15 protein-coding genes are annotated in these 17,041 nt (G+C 58.1%); 12 read left to right on the forward strand and 3 right to left on the reverse strand.

Features of this window, described 5'->3' with window-relative positions; translation table 11 throughout:
• The first annotated feature begins 4 nt into the window (after window positions 1–4).
• Window positions 5–904 (forward strand): LysR family transcriptional regulator, encoded by a 900-nt coding sequence (locus tag ACUN0E_RS02475; RefSeq protein ID WP_121113676.1) that lies wholly within the window; start codon window positions 5–7, stop codon window positions 902–904.
• 116 nt (window positions 905–1,020) lie between these two features.
• Here the strand turns inward: ACUN0E_RS02475 and ACUN0E_RS02480 are convergent, their stop codons facing one another.
• On the reverse strand, window positions 1,021–2,040 hold the full coding sequence (locus ACUN0E_RS02480) for a zinc-binding dehydrogenase (RefSeq protein WP_121113678.1): 1,020 nt from the start codon (window positions 2,038–2,040) through the stop codon (window positions 1,021–1,023).
• Window positions 2,040–2,693, reverse strand: coding sequence for an NAD(P)-binding domain-containing protein (locus tag ACUN0E_RS02485; protein ID WP_121113680.1), 654 nt, complete (start codon window positions 2,691–2,693; stop codon window positions 2,040–2,042). Before ACUN0E_RS02485 ends, ACUN0E_RS02480 begins: the two co-directional genes overlap by 1 nt.
• Before the next feature lie 233 nt (window positions 2,694–2,926).
• Between ACUN0E_RS02485 and ACUN0E_RS02490 the strand changes: the two genes are divergently transcribed.
• A complete protein-coding gene (locus ACUN0E_RS02490) occupies window positions 2,927–3,889 on the forward strand; it encodes an alpha/beta fold hydrolase (RefSeq protein ID WP_121113682.1) in 963 nt (320 codons plus the stop codon).
• Between the two features lie 103 nt (window positions 3,890–3,992).
• Here the strand turns inward: ACUN0E_RS02490 and ACUN0E_RS02495 are convergent, their stop codons facing one another.
• Window positions 3,993–4,754, reverse strand: coding sequence for an SDR family oxidoreductase (locus tag ACUN0E_RS02495; RefSeq protein WP_121113684.1), 762 nt, complete (start codon window positions 4,752–4,754; stop codon window positions 3,993–3,995).
• A gap of 431 nt (window positions 4,755–5,185) precedes the next feature.
• On the opposite strand from ACUN0E_RS02495, the gene ACUN0E_RS02500 reads away from it, so the two are divergent.
• The 10 genes from ACUN0E_RS02500 to ACUN0E_RS02545 all read left to right on the forward strand — a co-directional run bounded on the left by ACUN0E_RS02500 (window position 5,186) and on the right by ACUN0E_RS02545 (window position 17,040).
• Window positions 5,186–5,926 (forward strand): SDR family oxidoreductase, encoded by a 741-nt coding sequence (locus ACUN0E_RS02500; protein ID WP_133748447.1) that lies wholly within the window; start codon window positions 5,186–5,188, stop codon window positions 5,924–5,926.
• 85 nt (window positions 5,927–6,011) lie between these two features.
• Window positions 6,012–6,338: a putative quinol monooxygenase gene (locus ACUN0E_RS02505; RefSeq protein ID WP_445565519.1), complete on the forward strand. Its 327-nt coding sequence runs from the start codon at window positions 6,012–6,014 to the stop codon at window positions 6,336–6,338.
• A 247-nt stretch (window positions 6,339–6,585) separates the two neighbouring features.
• A complete protein-coding gene (locus ACUN0E_RS02510) occupies window positions 6,586–6,933 on the forward strand; it encodes an EthD domain-containing protein (RefSeq protein ID WP_445565520.1) in 348 nt (115 codons plus the stop codon).
• Window positions 6,934–7,328: 395 nt separating this feature from the next.
• Complete coding sequence (locus ACUN0E_RS02515) at window positions 7,329–9,068, forward strand: CocE/NonD family hydrolase (RefSeq protein WP_166664773.1); 1,740 nt, start codon at window positions 7,329–7,331, stop codon at window positions 9,066–9,068.
• A 76-nt stretch (window positions 9,069–9,144) separates the two neighbouring features.
• On the forward strand, window positions 9,145–9,933 hold the full coding sequence (locus ACUN0E_RS02520; RefSeq protein ID WP_121113694.1) for an enoyl-CoA hydratase/isomerase family protein: 789 nt from the start codon (window positions 9,145–9,147) through the stop codon (window positions 9,931–9,933).
• Between the two features lie 68 nt (window positions 9,934–10,001).
• Window positions 10,002–11,060 carry a maleylacetate reductase gene (locus ACUN0E_RS02525; RefSeq protein ID WP_445565521.1) on the forward strand — a complete coding sequence of 353 codons (1,059 nt, stop codon included), beginning with the start codon at window positions 10,002–10,004 and terminating at the stop codon, window positions 11,058–11,060.
• Window positions 11,061–11,180: 120 nt separating this feature from the next.
• Window positions 11,181–12,044, forward strand: a complete 864-nt coding sequence (locus ACUN0E_RS02530) for a dioxygenase family protein (RefSeq protein ID WP_121113698.1) — start codon at window positions 11,181–11,183, stop codon at window positions 12,042–12,044.
• Between the two features lie 199 nt (window positions 12,045–12,243).
• The gene (locus ACUN0E_RS02535; protein ID WP_121113700.1) at window positions 12,244–13,980 is read left to right on the forward strand and encodes an AMP-binding protein; all 1,737 of its coding nucleotides are present in this window, start codon (window positions 12,244–12,246) and stop codon (window positions 13,978–13,980) included.
• Between the two features lie 191 nt (window positions 13,981–14,171).
• Entirely contained in the window at window positions 14,172–15,926 is a 1,755-nt protein-coding gene (locus ACUN0E_RS02540; RefSeq protein WP_445565522.1) for an FAD-dependent oxidoreductase, read from the forward strand.
• Between the two features lie 166 nt (window positions 15,927–16,092).
• Window positions 16,093–17,040 carry a hydroxymethylglutaryl-CoA lyase gene (locus tag ACUN0E_RS02545; RefSeq protein WP_445565523.1) on the forward strand — a complete coding sequence of 316 codons (948 nt, stop codon included), beginning with the start codon at window positions 16,093–16,095 and terminating at the stop codon, window positions 17,038–17,040.
• The last annotated feature ends 1 nt before the right edge of the window (window position 17,041 follow it).

The following is a 17,041-nucleotide window of genomic DNA, read 5'->3' on the forward strand; positions in this document are numbered from 1 at the left end:
GTTAATGGATCACTTGCAGGCCATTCGCATTTTTGCTCGCGTCGTCGAAACAGGAGGTTTCGGACGGGCAGCGCTCTCGCTGCAGATGCCCAATGCTACCGTGAGCAAGTGGATCAAGTCGTTGGAGGCGCATCTTGGGGTGAAGTTGCTTGAGCGCAGTACGAGAAGCGTCAATGTGACGACGGATGGTGCCGCTTACTATGAACGCACCCGGCATCTGCTCATTGAACTCGACGACATAGAGGCGACGCTCGGCCGTGCTCAGGCTAGCCCGCGCGGCGCGCTGCGAGTCGATGCTGGTGGGTCGACCGCCAGCGGCATCCTCATTCCCGCGCTACCTGCGTTTCGTGAGCGGTATCCCGACATTCAGGTGCAACTGAGCGTCACTGACCGTACCGCGGATCTCATCGCAGAAAACATCGACTGCGCGATTCGAAGCACGCCGAATGATCCCAGCCTGGTGACCCATCGGATCGGCGCGCTCGCGTGGACAATCTGCGCGAGTCCAGATTATTTGGCGAAGCACGGCACGCCGAAGCATCCGAGCGAGATCGTTAATAAAAACATGCCTGTGGTTGGCTACTTCTCTGCAAGCACCGGTCTTACCCAGCAGCTTGCATTCTGTCGAGGCGACGAGAAAATTACGCTCGAAGGCGTGCGTAACGATGTGCTTGTCAGCGAAAGCAATGCCCATCTTGCTACGGCGCTAGCGGGTCTGGGCATCGTTCACACGCTGGACTTTATGGTGCGTCCGTACATCAAGCGAAGGAAATTGGTATCGATCCTCGCCGAGTGGCGGCCCGATCCACTTGAAGTGTACGTTGCGTATCCGCCTGGTCGGAGATACAGCGCGAAAGTGAGGGTGTTCGTTGATTGGGTGGCCACGCTGTTTGCGTCAATGTGAATAAAGTCGCGACGATTGCAAACTGGTTTGTCGGGAGGGTGGACGGAAGTCGTTTAATGCGCCGAATCGAATCGGCGCATCGAGTCCCGCCCGAGACGGGCTAGTAACTTCTTTACTTAAAATTTAAGAATGACGTTGCCGGCCTTACCCGGCGCCGAGACTGCATCGATCGCGGCGCCGAGATCGGTCAGATCGAACTCCCGATAACCGCCATGGATTTCCGGAACCGCTCGTGCGATCCTGATCGCCTCGGTCATGTCTTCGTTGCGCTCGTCAGGCGTTGTATCACTACGCCAGGTACCAATCGTGACGCTGCGCAGCGTCAGCGCCTTAGGCACGAAGAGGTTCAGGTCAGCCATCCGACCGGCAAGCGCGCCATAAGAGACGATCGTGCCACCCATATTCAGCAACGCTGCGATATCCCCTAACAAGGCACCGGCAAGGCCGTCAAATACGACTGGAACGTCGCCACCCGCTGCCTTACGGACAGCGTCCTGCCAGTCACTCGACGAGGTATCGACAATGTCCTCGCCCGGCAGTACCGTGCTCAGACGCCTTGCACTTTCTGGCGAGCGGACCAGCCGGATCGGCGCGAGGCCATTCTTCAGCGCAAGGACGGTGATGAGTTTGCCGACCGCGGACGCCGCGGCGGTTTGCACGATCCGGCGCGGCGTCACCGGCAGCGCACGTAAGGCCGTCCGTAGAACATGTCGCGCCGTGATGGTATTGATCAGTATTTGCGTCGCGACGCTATCGGGCAGGTCGTCGGGTACGGCGACAAGGCTGGCCGCGGGCACAACCGCCCGGCTTTGCCATGCCCCCGGTGCGAAGAAGGCGACTCGCGAACCGAGCGCAATCCCGGTGCCATCGAGCGCGCGAGGCGCCGCTTCCTCGACTACGCCTGCGGCCTCAAGGCCTGGCACGCGGCCAGCAGGGATCGCCGGCGTGGGTTGCGAATACCTGGCCTCCACCAGTTGCAGATCGCCGGGATGGATGATGCTACGGGCTACACGTACCCGCACCTCGCCCTCAGAGAGCGGAGGCACGGCAACATCTTCCTCAACCCGAAGTACCGCATGCGGGTCGCCGAAGCGGTACTGGACGATGCGCCGCGAAAGATCCGTCACGCTGTTCATTACGGAACCTCCTTCCGTTCTCCATTGATCGCTGGAAACGAACGCGGCGCCGGCCAGGGGACGAAGAAATCGTGGCCGGCGACCGGCGCACCGACGGCCTGTATGCGGCCGCCGTCTCGTAGCGAGCCGAGGTCAACCGGTGCAAAGCCGAAGCTCTCCAGGAGATCCGCCACGGTGTCCTTCGCATCCTGACTGTCGCCAGACAGAAAAGCCACGCGACGCAGCTGCCCGGAGGCTGGCGGCTTGGCGAAATTCGTCATGAACACTGTGTTCAGCGCCTTGACCACACGGGCACCTGAAGCCAGTGCAGCTACGCGTTCGCTGGAACTGTCACCCTGAAAATCAACAAGGCCGCCGGCAGGATTGCCGCCGTGGAAGGCGTTGGTCGGATCGATCAGAATCTGGTCACGCCACGCCGGGAGCGCGCGCAGGGCCTCCTCAACCTTCGGCCAGGGAACGGCAAGCAGGACAATCGGTTGATTCACCGCATCCCGAAGTGACCCGGCTGCAGCCAGCGGCCCAAACTCTGCAACCTGAGACGCGAGAGTTTCCGGTCCTCGAGCGTTACTGAAGATGATGCCGTGGCCCGCGTCAATCGCCGTGCGTGCAAACGAACGGGCAACCTGGCCCGCGCCAATGATGCCAATCTGCATGGTTTCTTCTCCCATCAGTTAACGTGAGCACCACGAACGCCTACGATAGTATCGGCGTGGCAAGTTAGTTGATAGTACATACATTTCACTCGAAGCTAGGAGTGCATTATCCAATATGCTTTACGTATGGTAAGTATAAATGCTAACTGGCTGTGCTGTCTCTGGTCAGCGAAACTGTGGTGTGACGACAGATCTGAAACGGTACACAGAGGCTGACACTTAAGGAGGCAATTATGTCTGACACCACACAGCGCGACGGGCGCTCGGCTAACACCGCGCGGGCTACCGGAGCGGGATCGGTAACCGGGGTTCCCGAACTTCCGGATGGCTTTTCCGAGACGTTCGAGAGCTGCTATATCGATGTCAACGGCCTGCGTCTGCATGCCGTTATCGGCGGCGAGGGACCACCCCTGCTGCTCGTGTGCGGTTGGCCCCAGACCTGGTACGCGTGGCGCTACGTTATGCCGCGCCTCGCAAAGCGGTTCACCGTTATTGCCGTCGAGCCACGTGGCGTTGGACTCTCCGAAAAGGCCGCGGTCGGCTACGATTCCGACACGCTTGCAAACGACCTGCTCGGGCTGATGACGGCACTCGGCCACGAGCGCTTCGTGCTAATGGGGTTCAACATCGGCAACTGGACTGGTTATGCGATGGCGGCTGCGAGGCCGGATCGAATTGAGCGTTGGGTAATCGTGGAAAGCATTTTCCCGGGTGTGACGCCGTCCCCGCCGGTGTTCGACGTTCGGCAACTAAGTGATTCCCTCTGGCACGTCGGTTTCAACCGCGCCTACGGCATCAACGAGCGTATGGTTCAGGGGCGCGAGGAAATCTACTTCGGTCACCAGTTTGCGAGCAAGGCGGGCTCACCAACCGCCATTCCGGACTATGCGGTCGAGGTCTACGTCAACGCTGTAAAGAGCAGCGAAGCCTTGCGCGCGAGCTTCGAGTATTACCGTGCCATCGACGTGAATATGGAGCGAAACAAGGAGCGTGTGAGGACGCGCCTCCCGATGCCGATTCTCGCTGTCGGAGCGTCGCGTGCGTTGGGTGAGTACGTCGAAGGCACGGCGAGACTCGTTGCCGACAATGTGGCCGGCCTCGTAATCGCCGACTGCGGCCATTTCATTCCCGAAGAAGCACCCGATGCGCTTCTCGAAGCAGTCGAGCCATTCCTGTCGCCTCTCGATCAGCGCTGACTCCTGCGTCCCCTTGCAGATGCGGGGCGACGTATACCTTAGATGAAGCGCCGTATCGCCAGTTTGTCGTGCGGCGCTTGTCTGGCCACTCGGGTTTCGGGAGCTATGCGAACACCGCGCCGTCGACTTCCAGTTCGGCGCCACTGATGTAGCCTGCGGCCTCCGACGAGAGGAAGGCAACCGCAGCCGCAATCTCGTCAGGGCGCGCCACTCGTCCAAACGGAATCATTGCCGCGATCGCCGACTGGTCCGCCTCAGGAAGCCCGCGAAACATGGGCGTATCTGTCGGGCCGGGCATAACCGCGTTCACTCGGATGTTCAGTGATGCAAGCTCGAGTGCCGCGTTTTTTGTCATACCCCGAACAGCCCACTTAGACGCGGCATAGGCGAACTGTCCGGGTACACCACGCGTCGCGAGACAGGAAGAAATATTCACGATCGCGCCTTGGCGGTTGCCCCTAAACGCGTCGATCACTGCTTTCATGCCCAGGAAGGTGCCCAGCTGGTTGACGCGAAAGAGTGCCTCCATCGACTCGACTGTTGTATCCATCATCGCTCCGTGCCGATGAATTCCCGCGGCGTTGACCAGAACGTCCACCTTTCCGAATCTGTTCAGTGTCCGCTCCACGACGTCGCTCCAGGCCTGTTCCTGTGAGACGTCATGCTTGAAAAAAATTGCCTGGTCGCCCGACGACGCCAGCGGCTCGCCTGATTGCGCGAGATCCGTAAGCACGACCGACGCACCTTCGGCCAAAAATTGTTGCGCAATGGCGGTACCAATACCGCCATTGGCTCCGGTCACGATGGCTACCTTTCCTTCGAGAGAGGCTGGCTTCGTGCGGTTCTTCTCAAGATTCGTTTGCATAGCTAGATGTCTCCTGTCTGATTGTTGAGAACGCCAATGGCTGTTGGTCGGCGCTGGATGCTGGGTGTCACATATTACGGAATCTTGCGCGTCAAGGCGTCTGTGAGGACGCCTCTATACTATACGATAGGAAAATATAAAAGAAAAAGCCTTCCGCTGGGAACTGTACGAATGGAAAATATAATTAAAAGCTACGGGTGACGATGTCGCGCACGATCGAGCGCATGTTGCGGCTCTTATTGCACTGCAACTCCGAAAGGAACTGAAGGAACGCAGTGGGTTGCATGAGGACGCGCCGCCCTTCGCGTAAGAGCTGACGTTCCCCTTCGGGCGAGGGTTTTCCTGATCTATCGTGGCTATCAAGTTTGTCGGTATTGTCTATACTGTACGAACGTAAAGCATATCACTGACGGACCTAACGGAGACATTCGATGAAACGGCTAACAGGAAAGGTCGCGCTAGTAACCGGCGGTGCTCGCGGGATTGGTGCTGGCGTCGCTCAACGCCTTGCGAGGGAGGGCGCGGACGTCACCGTCACATATCCGGGTGCGTTCGACGGGCCCGATACCGTGCTGCGTGCGATCACCGACGAGGGAGGCAAGGCGTGGGCAATCGAAGCTGACAGCGCAGTACCCGAAGCCGTAACTGCCGCAGTCGATCAGGTGGCGCGGGACAGGGGAGGCTTGGATATTCTGGTGAACAACGCCGGCATCATCGTCGTCTCACATATCGACGAGTTCTCGACGGAAGATTTCGAGCGCATGATGGCAATCAACGTCCGAGGTGTTTTCATGGCCTCGCGAGCTGCGGCACGGCATATGAAGGAAGGTGGCCGCATCATCACGATCGGAAGTTGCAACGGCGACAGAATGCCGTTCGAAGGTGGGAGCGTGTACGCGTTGACTAAGGCAGCCGTAGCCGGATTCACCCGCGGACTGGCGCGCGATCTGGGTGCGAGAGGAGTAACGGTCAATAACGTTCAACCTGGTCCGACGAATACAGATCTGAATCCGTCCGACGGTCCCTATGCGCCGACCTTCAAGCAGATGCTTGCACTACCCAGGTTTGCTCACGTGGACGAGATCGCGGGAATGGTTGCCTATCTGGCGAGTCCTGAGGCCGGATTTGTTACGGGCGCCAGTCTGACGATCGACGGAGGGTTTAACGCATAGGGTACGGGGCAGAGGAACGTCACCGTGGCGACCCGTCGTGGTGGCGAAAACATTTTGGTGAGTTATGTGACTCAAGGAGACGGAGATGAAAGACGGTTTCGCCGCTGTGGTCCACCTGAAAATCAAACCTGAGAAACTCGACAGGATCAAGGCTTTGCTTTCGGAAGTTGGGGACGCAATGAGCGCGGAGAAGGAGTTTGTTCACGCATGGGTGCATCATCCGAAGGACGATCCGACGTCGCTGGTTATCTATGAAGCCTGGTCTTGCGACATCGATTATTTCATGACGAACTTGTTTAGCAAGTCCTACCGGAAGACGTATGAAGCCGAGATTTCGAGCGCTCTACGGGAGGAACGGAACATCGAAGTCCTCAACTATGTGCAGAGTTATCCGGGGCGGCAGGAGAGCTAACAAGCAGGAGCGCCGGTTGTGCTTGCGAGTGCAACTGGCCGATACCCCGGAGGTGTTCGGCGTCGCTTGGGCGACCGTTGGGGTAGCCGGGCGGACGCGCAATGAGAGACGATGAGGTGTACCGAAAGGCGGGACTCGTGGTTCGCGGGTGTCTGATTCATACACTTCGCAACATGCCCCCGCGACAAACAAAGTCCGTTGCCCATGTGAAGACGACTAGCGATATAAACAGAGTAGGAGACGCGCCATGATCAAGCTGACTGTATTGTTACCGAGGAACACATCGATGACTCGGGACGAGTTCGTGAACTACCATCGAGAGGTACATGCGCCGCTGCTTCGGGGAGACGAGTTCACACGATCGCTGGTGAGGCGGTACGAACAGGCACACAATACCGGTGTGACGATCCCGGGCATTGATCTTCCAGACCATCATTTTGATGGAATCGCGGAACTGTGGTTCGACAATCTCGACAATCTCGTCAAGTACTATACCGACGACCATTACTTCAAAGTAATTCAGCCCGATGAAATGCGCTTTATCGATCATTCGCGGGCACTCGTGATGATCTCGACCTCCAATGTCGTTTTCTGATGCGCAGTACGATGAACCTCCGACGACGACCCAACCTGTCCGCATCGGATAAGTCGGTTCTTTCGTAGTCCCTTGACGCATCGAGCACGCAGCACATGCTCTTCGGTGCCCATCCCTGGCTGTCCACCGCTTTCTCGACGGTTTAGCAGCAACCACGTCGAGCACCGAGTGAAATGATTCATTCGGCGCGTGATTGCGCCACAACCGTGCACGCCTCGTCGATCTTTTATATCCTTTACGGGTGGTAAGTATAAATACCAGCTAGCGATATCGATCGTTTTCAGCGAAATTGTCGAGAAGGACACAAGGGATGCTTTTCGGTACGAGTGAATAACTATTGAATGCGGACATGGCGCTCAGCAGCGCCGCAATGTGCGAACCGATCTGGAGGAAAAATGATTGAAGAACGCAACCTCATCGTGAAGATGCGCGACGGGACCCGTCTTGCCGTTGACGTTTACCGGCCGGATAGCGCTGGCAAGTACCCAGTGCTGTACGCCTCAGCGCTACACAACAAGGACCTGCAGGGACCGGACATTGCTGATGTTCTGCCACCGCAGCCCGCGCATGCGCCGCTATGGTTCGGACCGCTCGAAGCGGGCGATACCCGCCGGTTCATCGCCAATGGCTACGTGCACGTGATTGCCCAGCCGCGTGGTTCGGGCAAGTCGGAAGGGCACTACGGCGAGGAGCAGAGCGACCACTACGACTTGATTGAATGGATAACTCAGCAGCCGTGGGCGGATGGTAGCGTGGGCATGGTCGGAATTTCCGGATTTGCCGGCGAACAGTGGCGGGCTGCGGCGCAGGGGCACCCGGCGCTTAAGGCAATCTTTCCTTACGACGCGTGCAGTGCTTATGGCGGCATGTTCGGATTTCGCGACTTCAACCCGGGTGGCGTGGTGCATACCTTTCCGTACCTGCTTGACGTGTTCAGCACCGTGCATGAGTCGCGCGGCGTGCCCGGCGCATTGCCGCCAGAGCAAGAGGAACTCTGGCAGTCGGCAATGGGCAATCCCGACTACAAGATGTACATCAACCTATACAACATCCTGACCCAGAAGGGGCAACGAACCCGGGTGATGTATCACATACTGACCAATCCGTGGGAGCCGGAAGGGACTGTGGAACGAGCCGAGGAAGTCTTCAAACAAATTAAGATTCCTTTCTACACCGGTTCAGGTGCCTACGCTTACACATACAAACTGCACTGGCTCGGCGCACAGCATTACTTTCAGAATGTCAACCAACCGCGCAAGCTCCTCTTCACTGGTCCCGCGCACCTTGAGCGACCGTTCCATCAGTACCATGACGAGATTCTGCGTTGGTACGACTATTGGCTTAAGGGTATTGATACCGGAATCATGGATGAGCCGCCGGTCCGCTACTGGGTGATGGGGGCTAACGAATGGCGAACGGGCACCGACTGGCCACTGCCGGAGACGCAATGGGTCAAGTATCACCTTGCAGGGTGGGAGCGGCTCACTACGGAGGCGCCAGGTGCCACCGAGCAAACTGGCAATGCAGTGCGCGAGCCCGATGTCTTTACCCAGATGCCACTCAAGAAGACAACTCGGGTTGAGCGCTTGCGCTATATGTCCGAACCGTTGTCGCAGGATGTGCTGGTCGCGGGTCCGATCTCGCTCACCCTTTACGCAGAGATCGATCAGAGTGACACGAACTGGATTGTAGTACTGAAGGACGTGGGTCCCGATGTGTCGGTTGTTACTGCGCGGGTTGGCGAACGTACCGTTCCGGACACGTTGCCTGAGCGTGAACTCACTCGAGGCTGGCTGAAGGCCTCGTATCGCGCAACCGACCCTGACCGTTCCAAACCCTGGGAGCCGTTTTACAAACTCACCGAAGGTTCGATCGAACCGGTTACGCCGGGCGACGTTGTCAAGTATGAAATTCAGGTGCTGGCGACGGCGAACCAGTTCAAGGCGGGGCACAGGATCTGTCTGGAAATTTGCAGTCTGGATGTGCCTACCGGTACCGGGGCGATGACGGATGTCGAATACATCCCATATCACGTATGTAGCAGCACGACGGTCACGCACAAGATTTACCGCGATGCGGATCGTCCGTCACATTTGCTGTTGCCGATCATTCCTTTGACGGCTCAACCGTCGTGACCCGATGCACGTCCCGTGCCGTGCGATTCGCATATGGAACCTGGGACGCACGGATTCGACAGACTGAGGATAACAGATGAAAAGCATCCGATTCGAACGTGAGGGCCGTATCGGCACGATCGTGCTGGCCAACCCTCCGTACAACAGGCTCGATGTGCGCTTCGCGCACTGGCTGGATGAGGCCGTCCACGAAGCCAGCGAAAGCGATATCCGCGTGCTGGTCGTGCGTGCTGAAGGGCCGAACTTCAGTCTCGGTGGAGAAGTCCGCGAATGGCCGGGCAAAGACGCGAACTGGTTTCGTACGTTTGTCGGAAAGATCAACAGCACTTATCGGTCAATCGAGGCGCTGCGAGTTCCGACGGTGGCGGTGGTGCAGGGCGCGGCGTTCGGGGGAGGCTTCGAGCTTGCCTTGAGTTGCGATTTCGTCGTCGCTGCCGCAGACACGGTGTTCCGCTGTGTCGAGGTTACCACCGCAATGCTTCCTCTCGCCGGCGCATTGCAGCGCCTGGCTGAGCGTATCGGTCGCAGCCGCGCCTCGCGTTTTGCAATGCTGGGCGAGCCAATTCCTGGCGTGCAAGCCGGCGAACTCGGGATCGCAACGCATGTTGCGGAGGCTGGTTCGCTTGAGCGGGTTGCCGACGAGCTGATTATGCAGTTGGCGAATGGCCCAACACTCTCGTACGCAACCACGCGCACGCTGCTAAAGGCCTGGTCGAGCGGGGGTGTTGCGGCAGCCGACGCAGTGATGCTGGACGTCTGCATCGGCCTGTACGACAGCGAGGACGCGACACGCGGCTTTCGTAACACCGCTGAGGCCTTTGAAGCGGACGAAGTGCCGACCGATCTGATTTTCTTCGGACGGTAACGCGCAAGTCAGATGGCTGTATGCAAGTCGCATTGGCCAACAGTCGTTAAACGGAGGTGGCAGCGGACATGGACGCATTTCGATATACGGCTTTGCCGGCGCGCGTTGTCTTCGGCTCTGGCACGCTGAAGGAGGTGCCCGGCGAGATGCGGACGCTGGGATGCCGTAGGGCGCTGATTCTGTCCGATACCTTCCATGAGAAAAGTGCGGCTGCCACCCTTCGCTCGCTCCTAGGTTCGGTGGCTGCCGGAATTTCTACCGATGCGGTCATGCATACACCGGTCGAGGTCACGTCGCAGGTGATGGAAACCGTCAAACAGCTTGGCATCGACTGTCTCGTCGCGCTCGGTGGTGGCTCGACAATCGGACTGTCGAAGGCGCTAGCGTTGCGTACTGACTTGCCGCAGATTGTCGTGCCAACGACCTATGCAGGCTCGGAGGCCACTCCGATTCTGGGCCAAACTGAGCACGGCAGGAAGACGACGCTCCGTTCAGCGGCCGTATTGCCCGAAGTAATTGTCTACGATGTAGACCTCACGATTGGCATGCCAGTAAAGCTTTCCGTCACTTCCGGAATAAACGCGGTTGCTCACGCCGTCGAGGCGCTCTATGCAGAAGACGCCAATCCGGTGACATCGCTATTGGCGGAGAAGGCGATCGCTTCCTTCGCTTTTGCATTGCCACGCATCTCGGAGAAGGCCGACGATCGCGAGGCGCGAGAACAGGCGTTGTTCGGCGCATGGGCGAGCGGGACCTGTCTTGGCGCAGTTGGGATGGCGCTTCACCACAAACTTTGCCACACGCTAGGTGGCAGCTTCGATCTGCCACACGCTGAGACACATACCGTTGTGTTGCCCCACGCGGCCGCATACAACGCTGCGGCCGCGCCCGCAGCGATGGAGCGCATTGCGAAAGCGCTTGGTGTGGACCATGCGCCCTCTGGGTTGTTTGACCTTGCTCATCGACTAGGCGGTCCGACGGCGCTCAAGGATATCGGGATGCAGGAGTGTGACATCGAAGCCGCGGTCGAGGCCGCGTTGGTTGCACCGTATTGGAACCCGGCACCGATTGAGCCCGGCAGACTGCGGGATTTGCTCAACAACGCATTCCATGGAACCAGACCATAGCGAATCCTTCGGTCGAGAGCGCGGGCGACTAGTGCCCATTTGAGCGCCCGTGCGCATATGCGAATCATTTAACGCGTATCAGCCACGACCGGCCATATTTCGACGATACGGAGACTATTGATGTCTACGACTGAAATGATCGATAAAACTGACGAGCACTCTTCGATACTCCCCGAGCTGACACTCGACGTGATTGACCGTATGGCCGGCACAAGCAGCCCGCGGGTGCGCGAGCTTATGACTGCACTCGTATCGCACCTCCACGCATTTGTTCGGGAATCTCGACTCACTCAAGACGAATGGCGCGGCGCAATCGATTTTCTCACGCGTGCTGGTCAGATGTGTTCCGATAGTCGGCAAGAGTTCATCCTGCTCTCGGATATCCTTGGCGTGTCCATGCTCGTTGATGCAATCAATCATGAAAGCGGCCCGGGGGTGACCGATTCGACTGTCCTGGGTCCATTTTATACGGGGCGCCAGAGGGAACTCTCGTTTGGCGACTCCATTTTGCTGCGTGAGGAGCCCGGCAGTCCGCTCAAGGTCGCAGGTCACGTTCGAAGTGCCACCGGCCAGTCGATCCCGGGCGCAGTCGTCGAAGTATGGCAGACCGCAGGAAACCAACTGTACGACGTTCAGGACGAGCAGCAACCGCCCGGGCATCTGCGTGCCACGTTTACCACGCGCACTGATGGCGCGTTCCAGTTTCAAACCGTTTTGCCGGTCAGCTATCCGATTCCCGATGATGGTCCGGCGGGACAGTTGCTTGCGCTCCTTGGGCGTCATCCGAATCGCCCCGCCCATATCCACTTCATTGTTTCGGCGCCTGGCCATCGAACGCTGGTTACGCATCTGTTCATGGCAGGCGACGAATTCCTGAGCAGCGATGCTGTCTTCGGTGTCAAGCCCAGTCTGATAGTGCAGCCTCTAAATCGCGCTGGAGAATTGGAAATTGAGTATGAGTTCGGCTTGTTGGAGCTTCGATAGGAAGCTGATGCCGTTGAGTGGGTAAGGGCAAATATGGTCAACCTCGCACTTTCGGCTGCGGGCCAACAGGTGGTCTCCATTTTCAATTTTTGATGGCGCGAAGCAAGAGGCGTCGCCGGGCCTGGCAAGTAGCCGGCCGGCGAATAATCAAGCGAATTTGAATCGGGCAATCCAAAGCCCGGTAGCGGGAGATGGCTCCATGAAAGCGGCACAAGACTTATCTGCGCTGATCACGCCGCGCGACGGCCTTTCGTACGTACGTGGCTCGACGGAGATTCCGCTTAGTGAAGCCACCATTGGGCAGTTTCTTCGGGATACGGCGCGCCGCGTTCCGGATCGTCCTGCGGTTGTGTTCCGTGAGCAAGGCATCCGTTGGACGTGGAAAGCGTTCGATGAAGAAGTAGATCGACTCGCCTGTGGATTCGTTTCGATTGGCATATCAAGAGGTGATCGCGTCGCGATCTGGTCTCCCAATCGGGTCGAATGGTTGCTGACCCAGTTTGCGACGGCGCGGATCGGGGCTGTGCTGGTCAACATAAATCCCGCCTATCGGCTGGCCGAGGTTGAGTACGCTCTAAACAAGGTTGAGTGCAAAGCGCTGGTGACTGCCGAGCGGTTTAAATCATCGAATTACCTGGCGATGCTTCTCGAAATTGCTCCAGAGCTTGCTGTGCAAGACGCTGGCCGTCTTGAACTCGCGCGCTTGCCAGAACTTCGCCGTATCATCAGCATGGGAGATCCAGATTTACTGGGCGTGCTGGCATTCGCCGACGTCATGGAAACCGGTCAGCTTGCGCTCGAATGCGAGGCGGTTCGCGACCTGGATGCAATAGGTGCACAGCTGTCAGCCTACGACCCAATCAACGTTCAGTTTACGAGCGGTACGACCGGTAGCCCAAAGGGTGCCACGCTGACCCACCGAAACATCGTTAACAACGCACGTTTCATCGCGATGGCGATGAACCTGTCCGACGCAGACGCACTCTGCATTCCGGTACCGCTCTATCACTGTTTCGGAATGGTGTTGGCTGTACTCGCGTGCGTATCCGTGGGAGCGAATATGGTTTTTCCGGGCGAGGCATTTGATCCCGGGGCAATGCTTGCAGCGGTCGCCGACGAGCGATGCACGGCGCTTCACGGGGTGCCGACGATGTTTATTGCCGCACTCGAACATCCGCAATTCGCATCGTTTGAACTGGGCTGTCTTCGCACTGGCATTATGGCGGGTTCTCCTTGTCCGATCGAGACGATGAAACAGGTCGTGGCAAGGATGCATCTTCAGGAGATCACGATCGCCTACGGGATGACTGAAACCAGCCCGATCTCGTTTCAGAGCGCGACCACCGATCCACTGGATAAACGCACGACAACGGTCGGACGGATTCAGCCTCATCTTGAAGTCAAGCTCGTGGACGAGTCCGGCAACATCGTGCCGATAGGTGCAACCGGCGAACTCTGTACGAAGGGCTACTCGGTTATGCAGGGCTATTGGGCGGATGATGAGCGGACACGAGAAAGCATCGTAGATGGCTGGATGCACACTGGCGATCTCGCAACGCTTGAGGCTGATGGATACTGCAATATCGTCGGCCGACTCAAGGACATGCTAATCCGTGGAGGCGAGAATATCTATCCTCGTGAGATCGAAGAGTACCTGTTCCGACATCCAAAGATTCAAAACGTGCAGGTGTTTGGCGTGCCCGACGAGAAGTCGGGAGAGGAGGTTTGCGCGTGGATCGTGCTTCGGCAAGGGGAGGGGGCCACCGAGGACGAGATACGAGACTTTTGCCGAGGTCAGATCGCTCATTACAAGGTGCCAAAGTACATTCAGTTCGTGAGCGAGCTACCGATGACGGTTACAGGGAAAGTGCAGAAATTCGTAATGCGCGAGCAGATGATTCGGCTTTTGAAGCTGACTGATCAGAAGACCGCGTGACGCCGATAATGGTCCAGGACGGAAGTCCTTCTCGAGAATATATTTCGCAATGCGAATTAAAGAATTGTTGGATTATTCCGAGCCTCCTGACTTCGTTTCAAGGTGGTCGAGCAAGACGCGCCTGGAGGTGGTTTTGACGTGGACGATAGGCAATCTGCGAGGAGACTAATGCAAATGATAGGAGAAACTCTATGCCTGAAATAACTACGGATGTGCTTGTTGTCGGAACCGGCCCGGCGGGCTCCGCCTGCGCAGCGCTACTCTCGAGCTATGGGGTCCAGAATGTGATCATCAATGGCTACCGGTGGTTGGCCAATACCCCTAGAGCGCATATTACCAATCAGCGTACGATGGAGGTGCTCCGGGATCTGGGCCCCGAGGTTGAACAGGAAGCCTATTTGCATGCTACGGATCACGATCTGATGGGTGGGACCGTGTTCTGCGAAAGTCTGACGGGGGAAGAAATCGGCCGGGTGCCCAGTTGGGGGACGCACCCGTTGTCAAAAGCGGCTCGCGAATTGTCCAGTCCCACCAGGATGAACGATCTGCCGCAGACCTTCATGGAGCCACTGTTGTTCAAGACCGCGTGTTCACGCGGCACCCAGGCGAGGATGAGCACCGAATACCTGAGTCACACACAGAGCGGGGAAGGCGTTGTTACCCAATGCCTGGACAGATTGACGGGTGAGGAACTCACGATCCGCTCGAGGTTTCTGGTCGGCGCGGACGGTGGGAATTCCAGGGTCGCGCAAAACGCCGGTCTGCCGTTCGAAGGACAGATGGGCATACGAGGATCGATGAATATCTGGTTTCGCGCCGACCTCTCCGAATATGTCGCGCACCGCCCCGCTGTTCTCTACCCTGTGATGCAGCCTGGCGCGGAGGTAGGAGGAATTGGCATGGGGCTGATACGAATGGTCCGGCCTTGGTACGAATGGCTGATCGTGTGGGGCTACGACATCAATGAACCCACTCCGGTTGTGGACCAGGCGAAAGCTACAAGCATCGCACGCCAGCTCGTAGGCGATCCGGATCTCGATATCGAGCTATTGGGCGTTAGCACGTGGACAGTCAACAACATGTATGCGACCCACATGCAAGCTGGCCGGGTATTCTGCATGGGCGACGCGACCCACAGACACCCTCCGTCCGGCGGCCTGGGGTCCAACACATCGATTCAGGATGCGTTCAATCTGGCCTGGAAGCTCGCTGCGGTTATCAAAGGTCAAGCCAGCGAGGCATTGCTGGATACCTATTCGATGGAACGGGCACCCATTGCCAAACAGGTGGTAAGCCGCGCCATCCAATCGATCAGCGAGTTCGCTCCGCTTTATCAGGCGCTGGGTATCGCCGAATCTACGGATCCGGAAACCTTGCAGTCGAATATGCATGCACGCGGTCAGGCTACAGCTGCGGCGGAAACGCAGCGCGAAGCGATCCGCGAGGCGCTGGCCCTCAAGCGGTATGAACTCGACGCCCACGGAGTCGAAATGAACCAGCGCTACCGCTCAAATGCGGTGGTGACCGACGGTCACCCTGAACCGGTTTTCGAGCGAGACGCGGAGCTTTATTACCAGCCCACCACATGGCCGGGCGCCCGGCTGCCCCATGCCTGGGTATACGACGCAAGGGGTAGGAAGCATTCGACGCTGGATCTCGCCGGTCATGGTCGCTTCACGGTTTTCACCGGCATCGGCGGCGAGGCGTGGTCGGATGCTGCCGCAACAGTTGGCGAGGAACTGGGTTGCAAAATCGACGTGCACGTAATCGGCCCCCGTCAGCGCTATGCCGATCATACCGGTGAGTGGGCTCGCGCACGGGAAGTCGGCGACGGTGGTTGCATCCTGACGCGCCCCGATCACCATGTTGGCTGGCGTAGCGTGTCGTTGCCGGGTAACCCTACAACGGAGCTTCGCCGTGTCATGCGCAGCGTTCTCTCGAAGTAGACACGGCAAATTGCTGTTGACGCAGGATTACGGTGCGGATCGTGATGGAGGCGGGGAAGAGTGGAGAGCACACCATCGGAGCGCCGGCGGCAGGTACGGTGTCGGAGGTGCCGTATGGGGTGGGCGATCAGTTGGCGGGGCGCAGTTACTGGCTGGAGGTAGAGAAATGAAAGAGCGACAGCGAGAGGGCCTCGACAATGGTCCACAGATGCCAGAGCAAGTTCAAGTCGTGGAAGTTGGTCCCAGGGACGGTCTGCAGGCGGAAAAGACACTCATTCCAACCGAGCTCAAAATCGAACTCATTAATCGCCTGACTGCGGCCGGCATACAGCGCATAGAAGCAGCTTCTTTTGTCTCGCCGAAGTGGGTTCCTCAGATGGCTGACGGGGCGGCTGTGATGGCTGGAATAAGTCGAGCGGAAGGAGTCAGTTATTCGGCACTCACGCCAAATATGCGAGGACTCGAAGCGGCGATCGAAAGCAAAGTCGACGAGGTCGTAATATTCGGTGCGGCAAGCGAAGCGTTTTCCGTGCGCAACATCAATTGTTCGATAGCTGAATCCATCGAACGTTTCATTCCCGTGGCACGCGCGGCGAAGCAGGCCGGGTTGCATCTGCGCGGCAGCATCTCATGTTCATTCGGATGTCCGTATCAAGGCGAAGTACCCGTGAACTCAGTCGTCGATATGGTCAAGCGTCTCCGCGACGTGGGGTGCGACGAAATTGACATCGCCGATACGATCGGTGTTGGCACAGCGCACCATGTACAGCGAGTCGTGCAGGCTGCGGCCAGGGAGTTTCCGTTGGCGTCTCTTGCAGGACATTTTCATGATACATACGGACAGGCGTTGGCGAATATCTTTGCGGCATTGCAGGTTGGGATGTCGATTTTCCATTCGTCCGTCGCGGGACTTGGTGGATGTCCCTACGCAAAGGGCGCCACCGGCAATGTAGCCACGGAAGACGTTGTGTACTTGCTGCACAGCCTTGGTGTAGAAACCGGAGTAGATCTGGAAGCGGTTGTTGCAGCCGGCGAGTTAGTTAGCCAACGTATGGGCAAGGAGTATGGAGCGCGCGCAGGCCGGGCTCTCATCGCACGCAAGGCGGTAGTCTGAG

It is taken from the genome of Paraburkholderia sp. D1E (assembly GCF_052682275.1).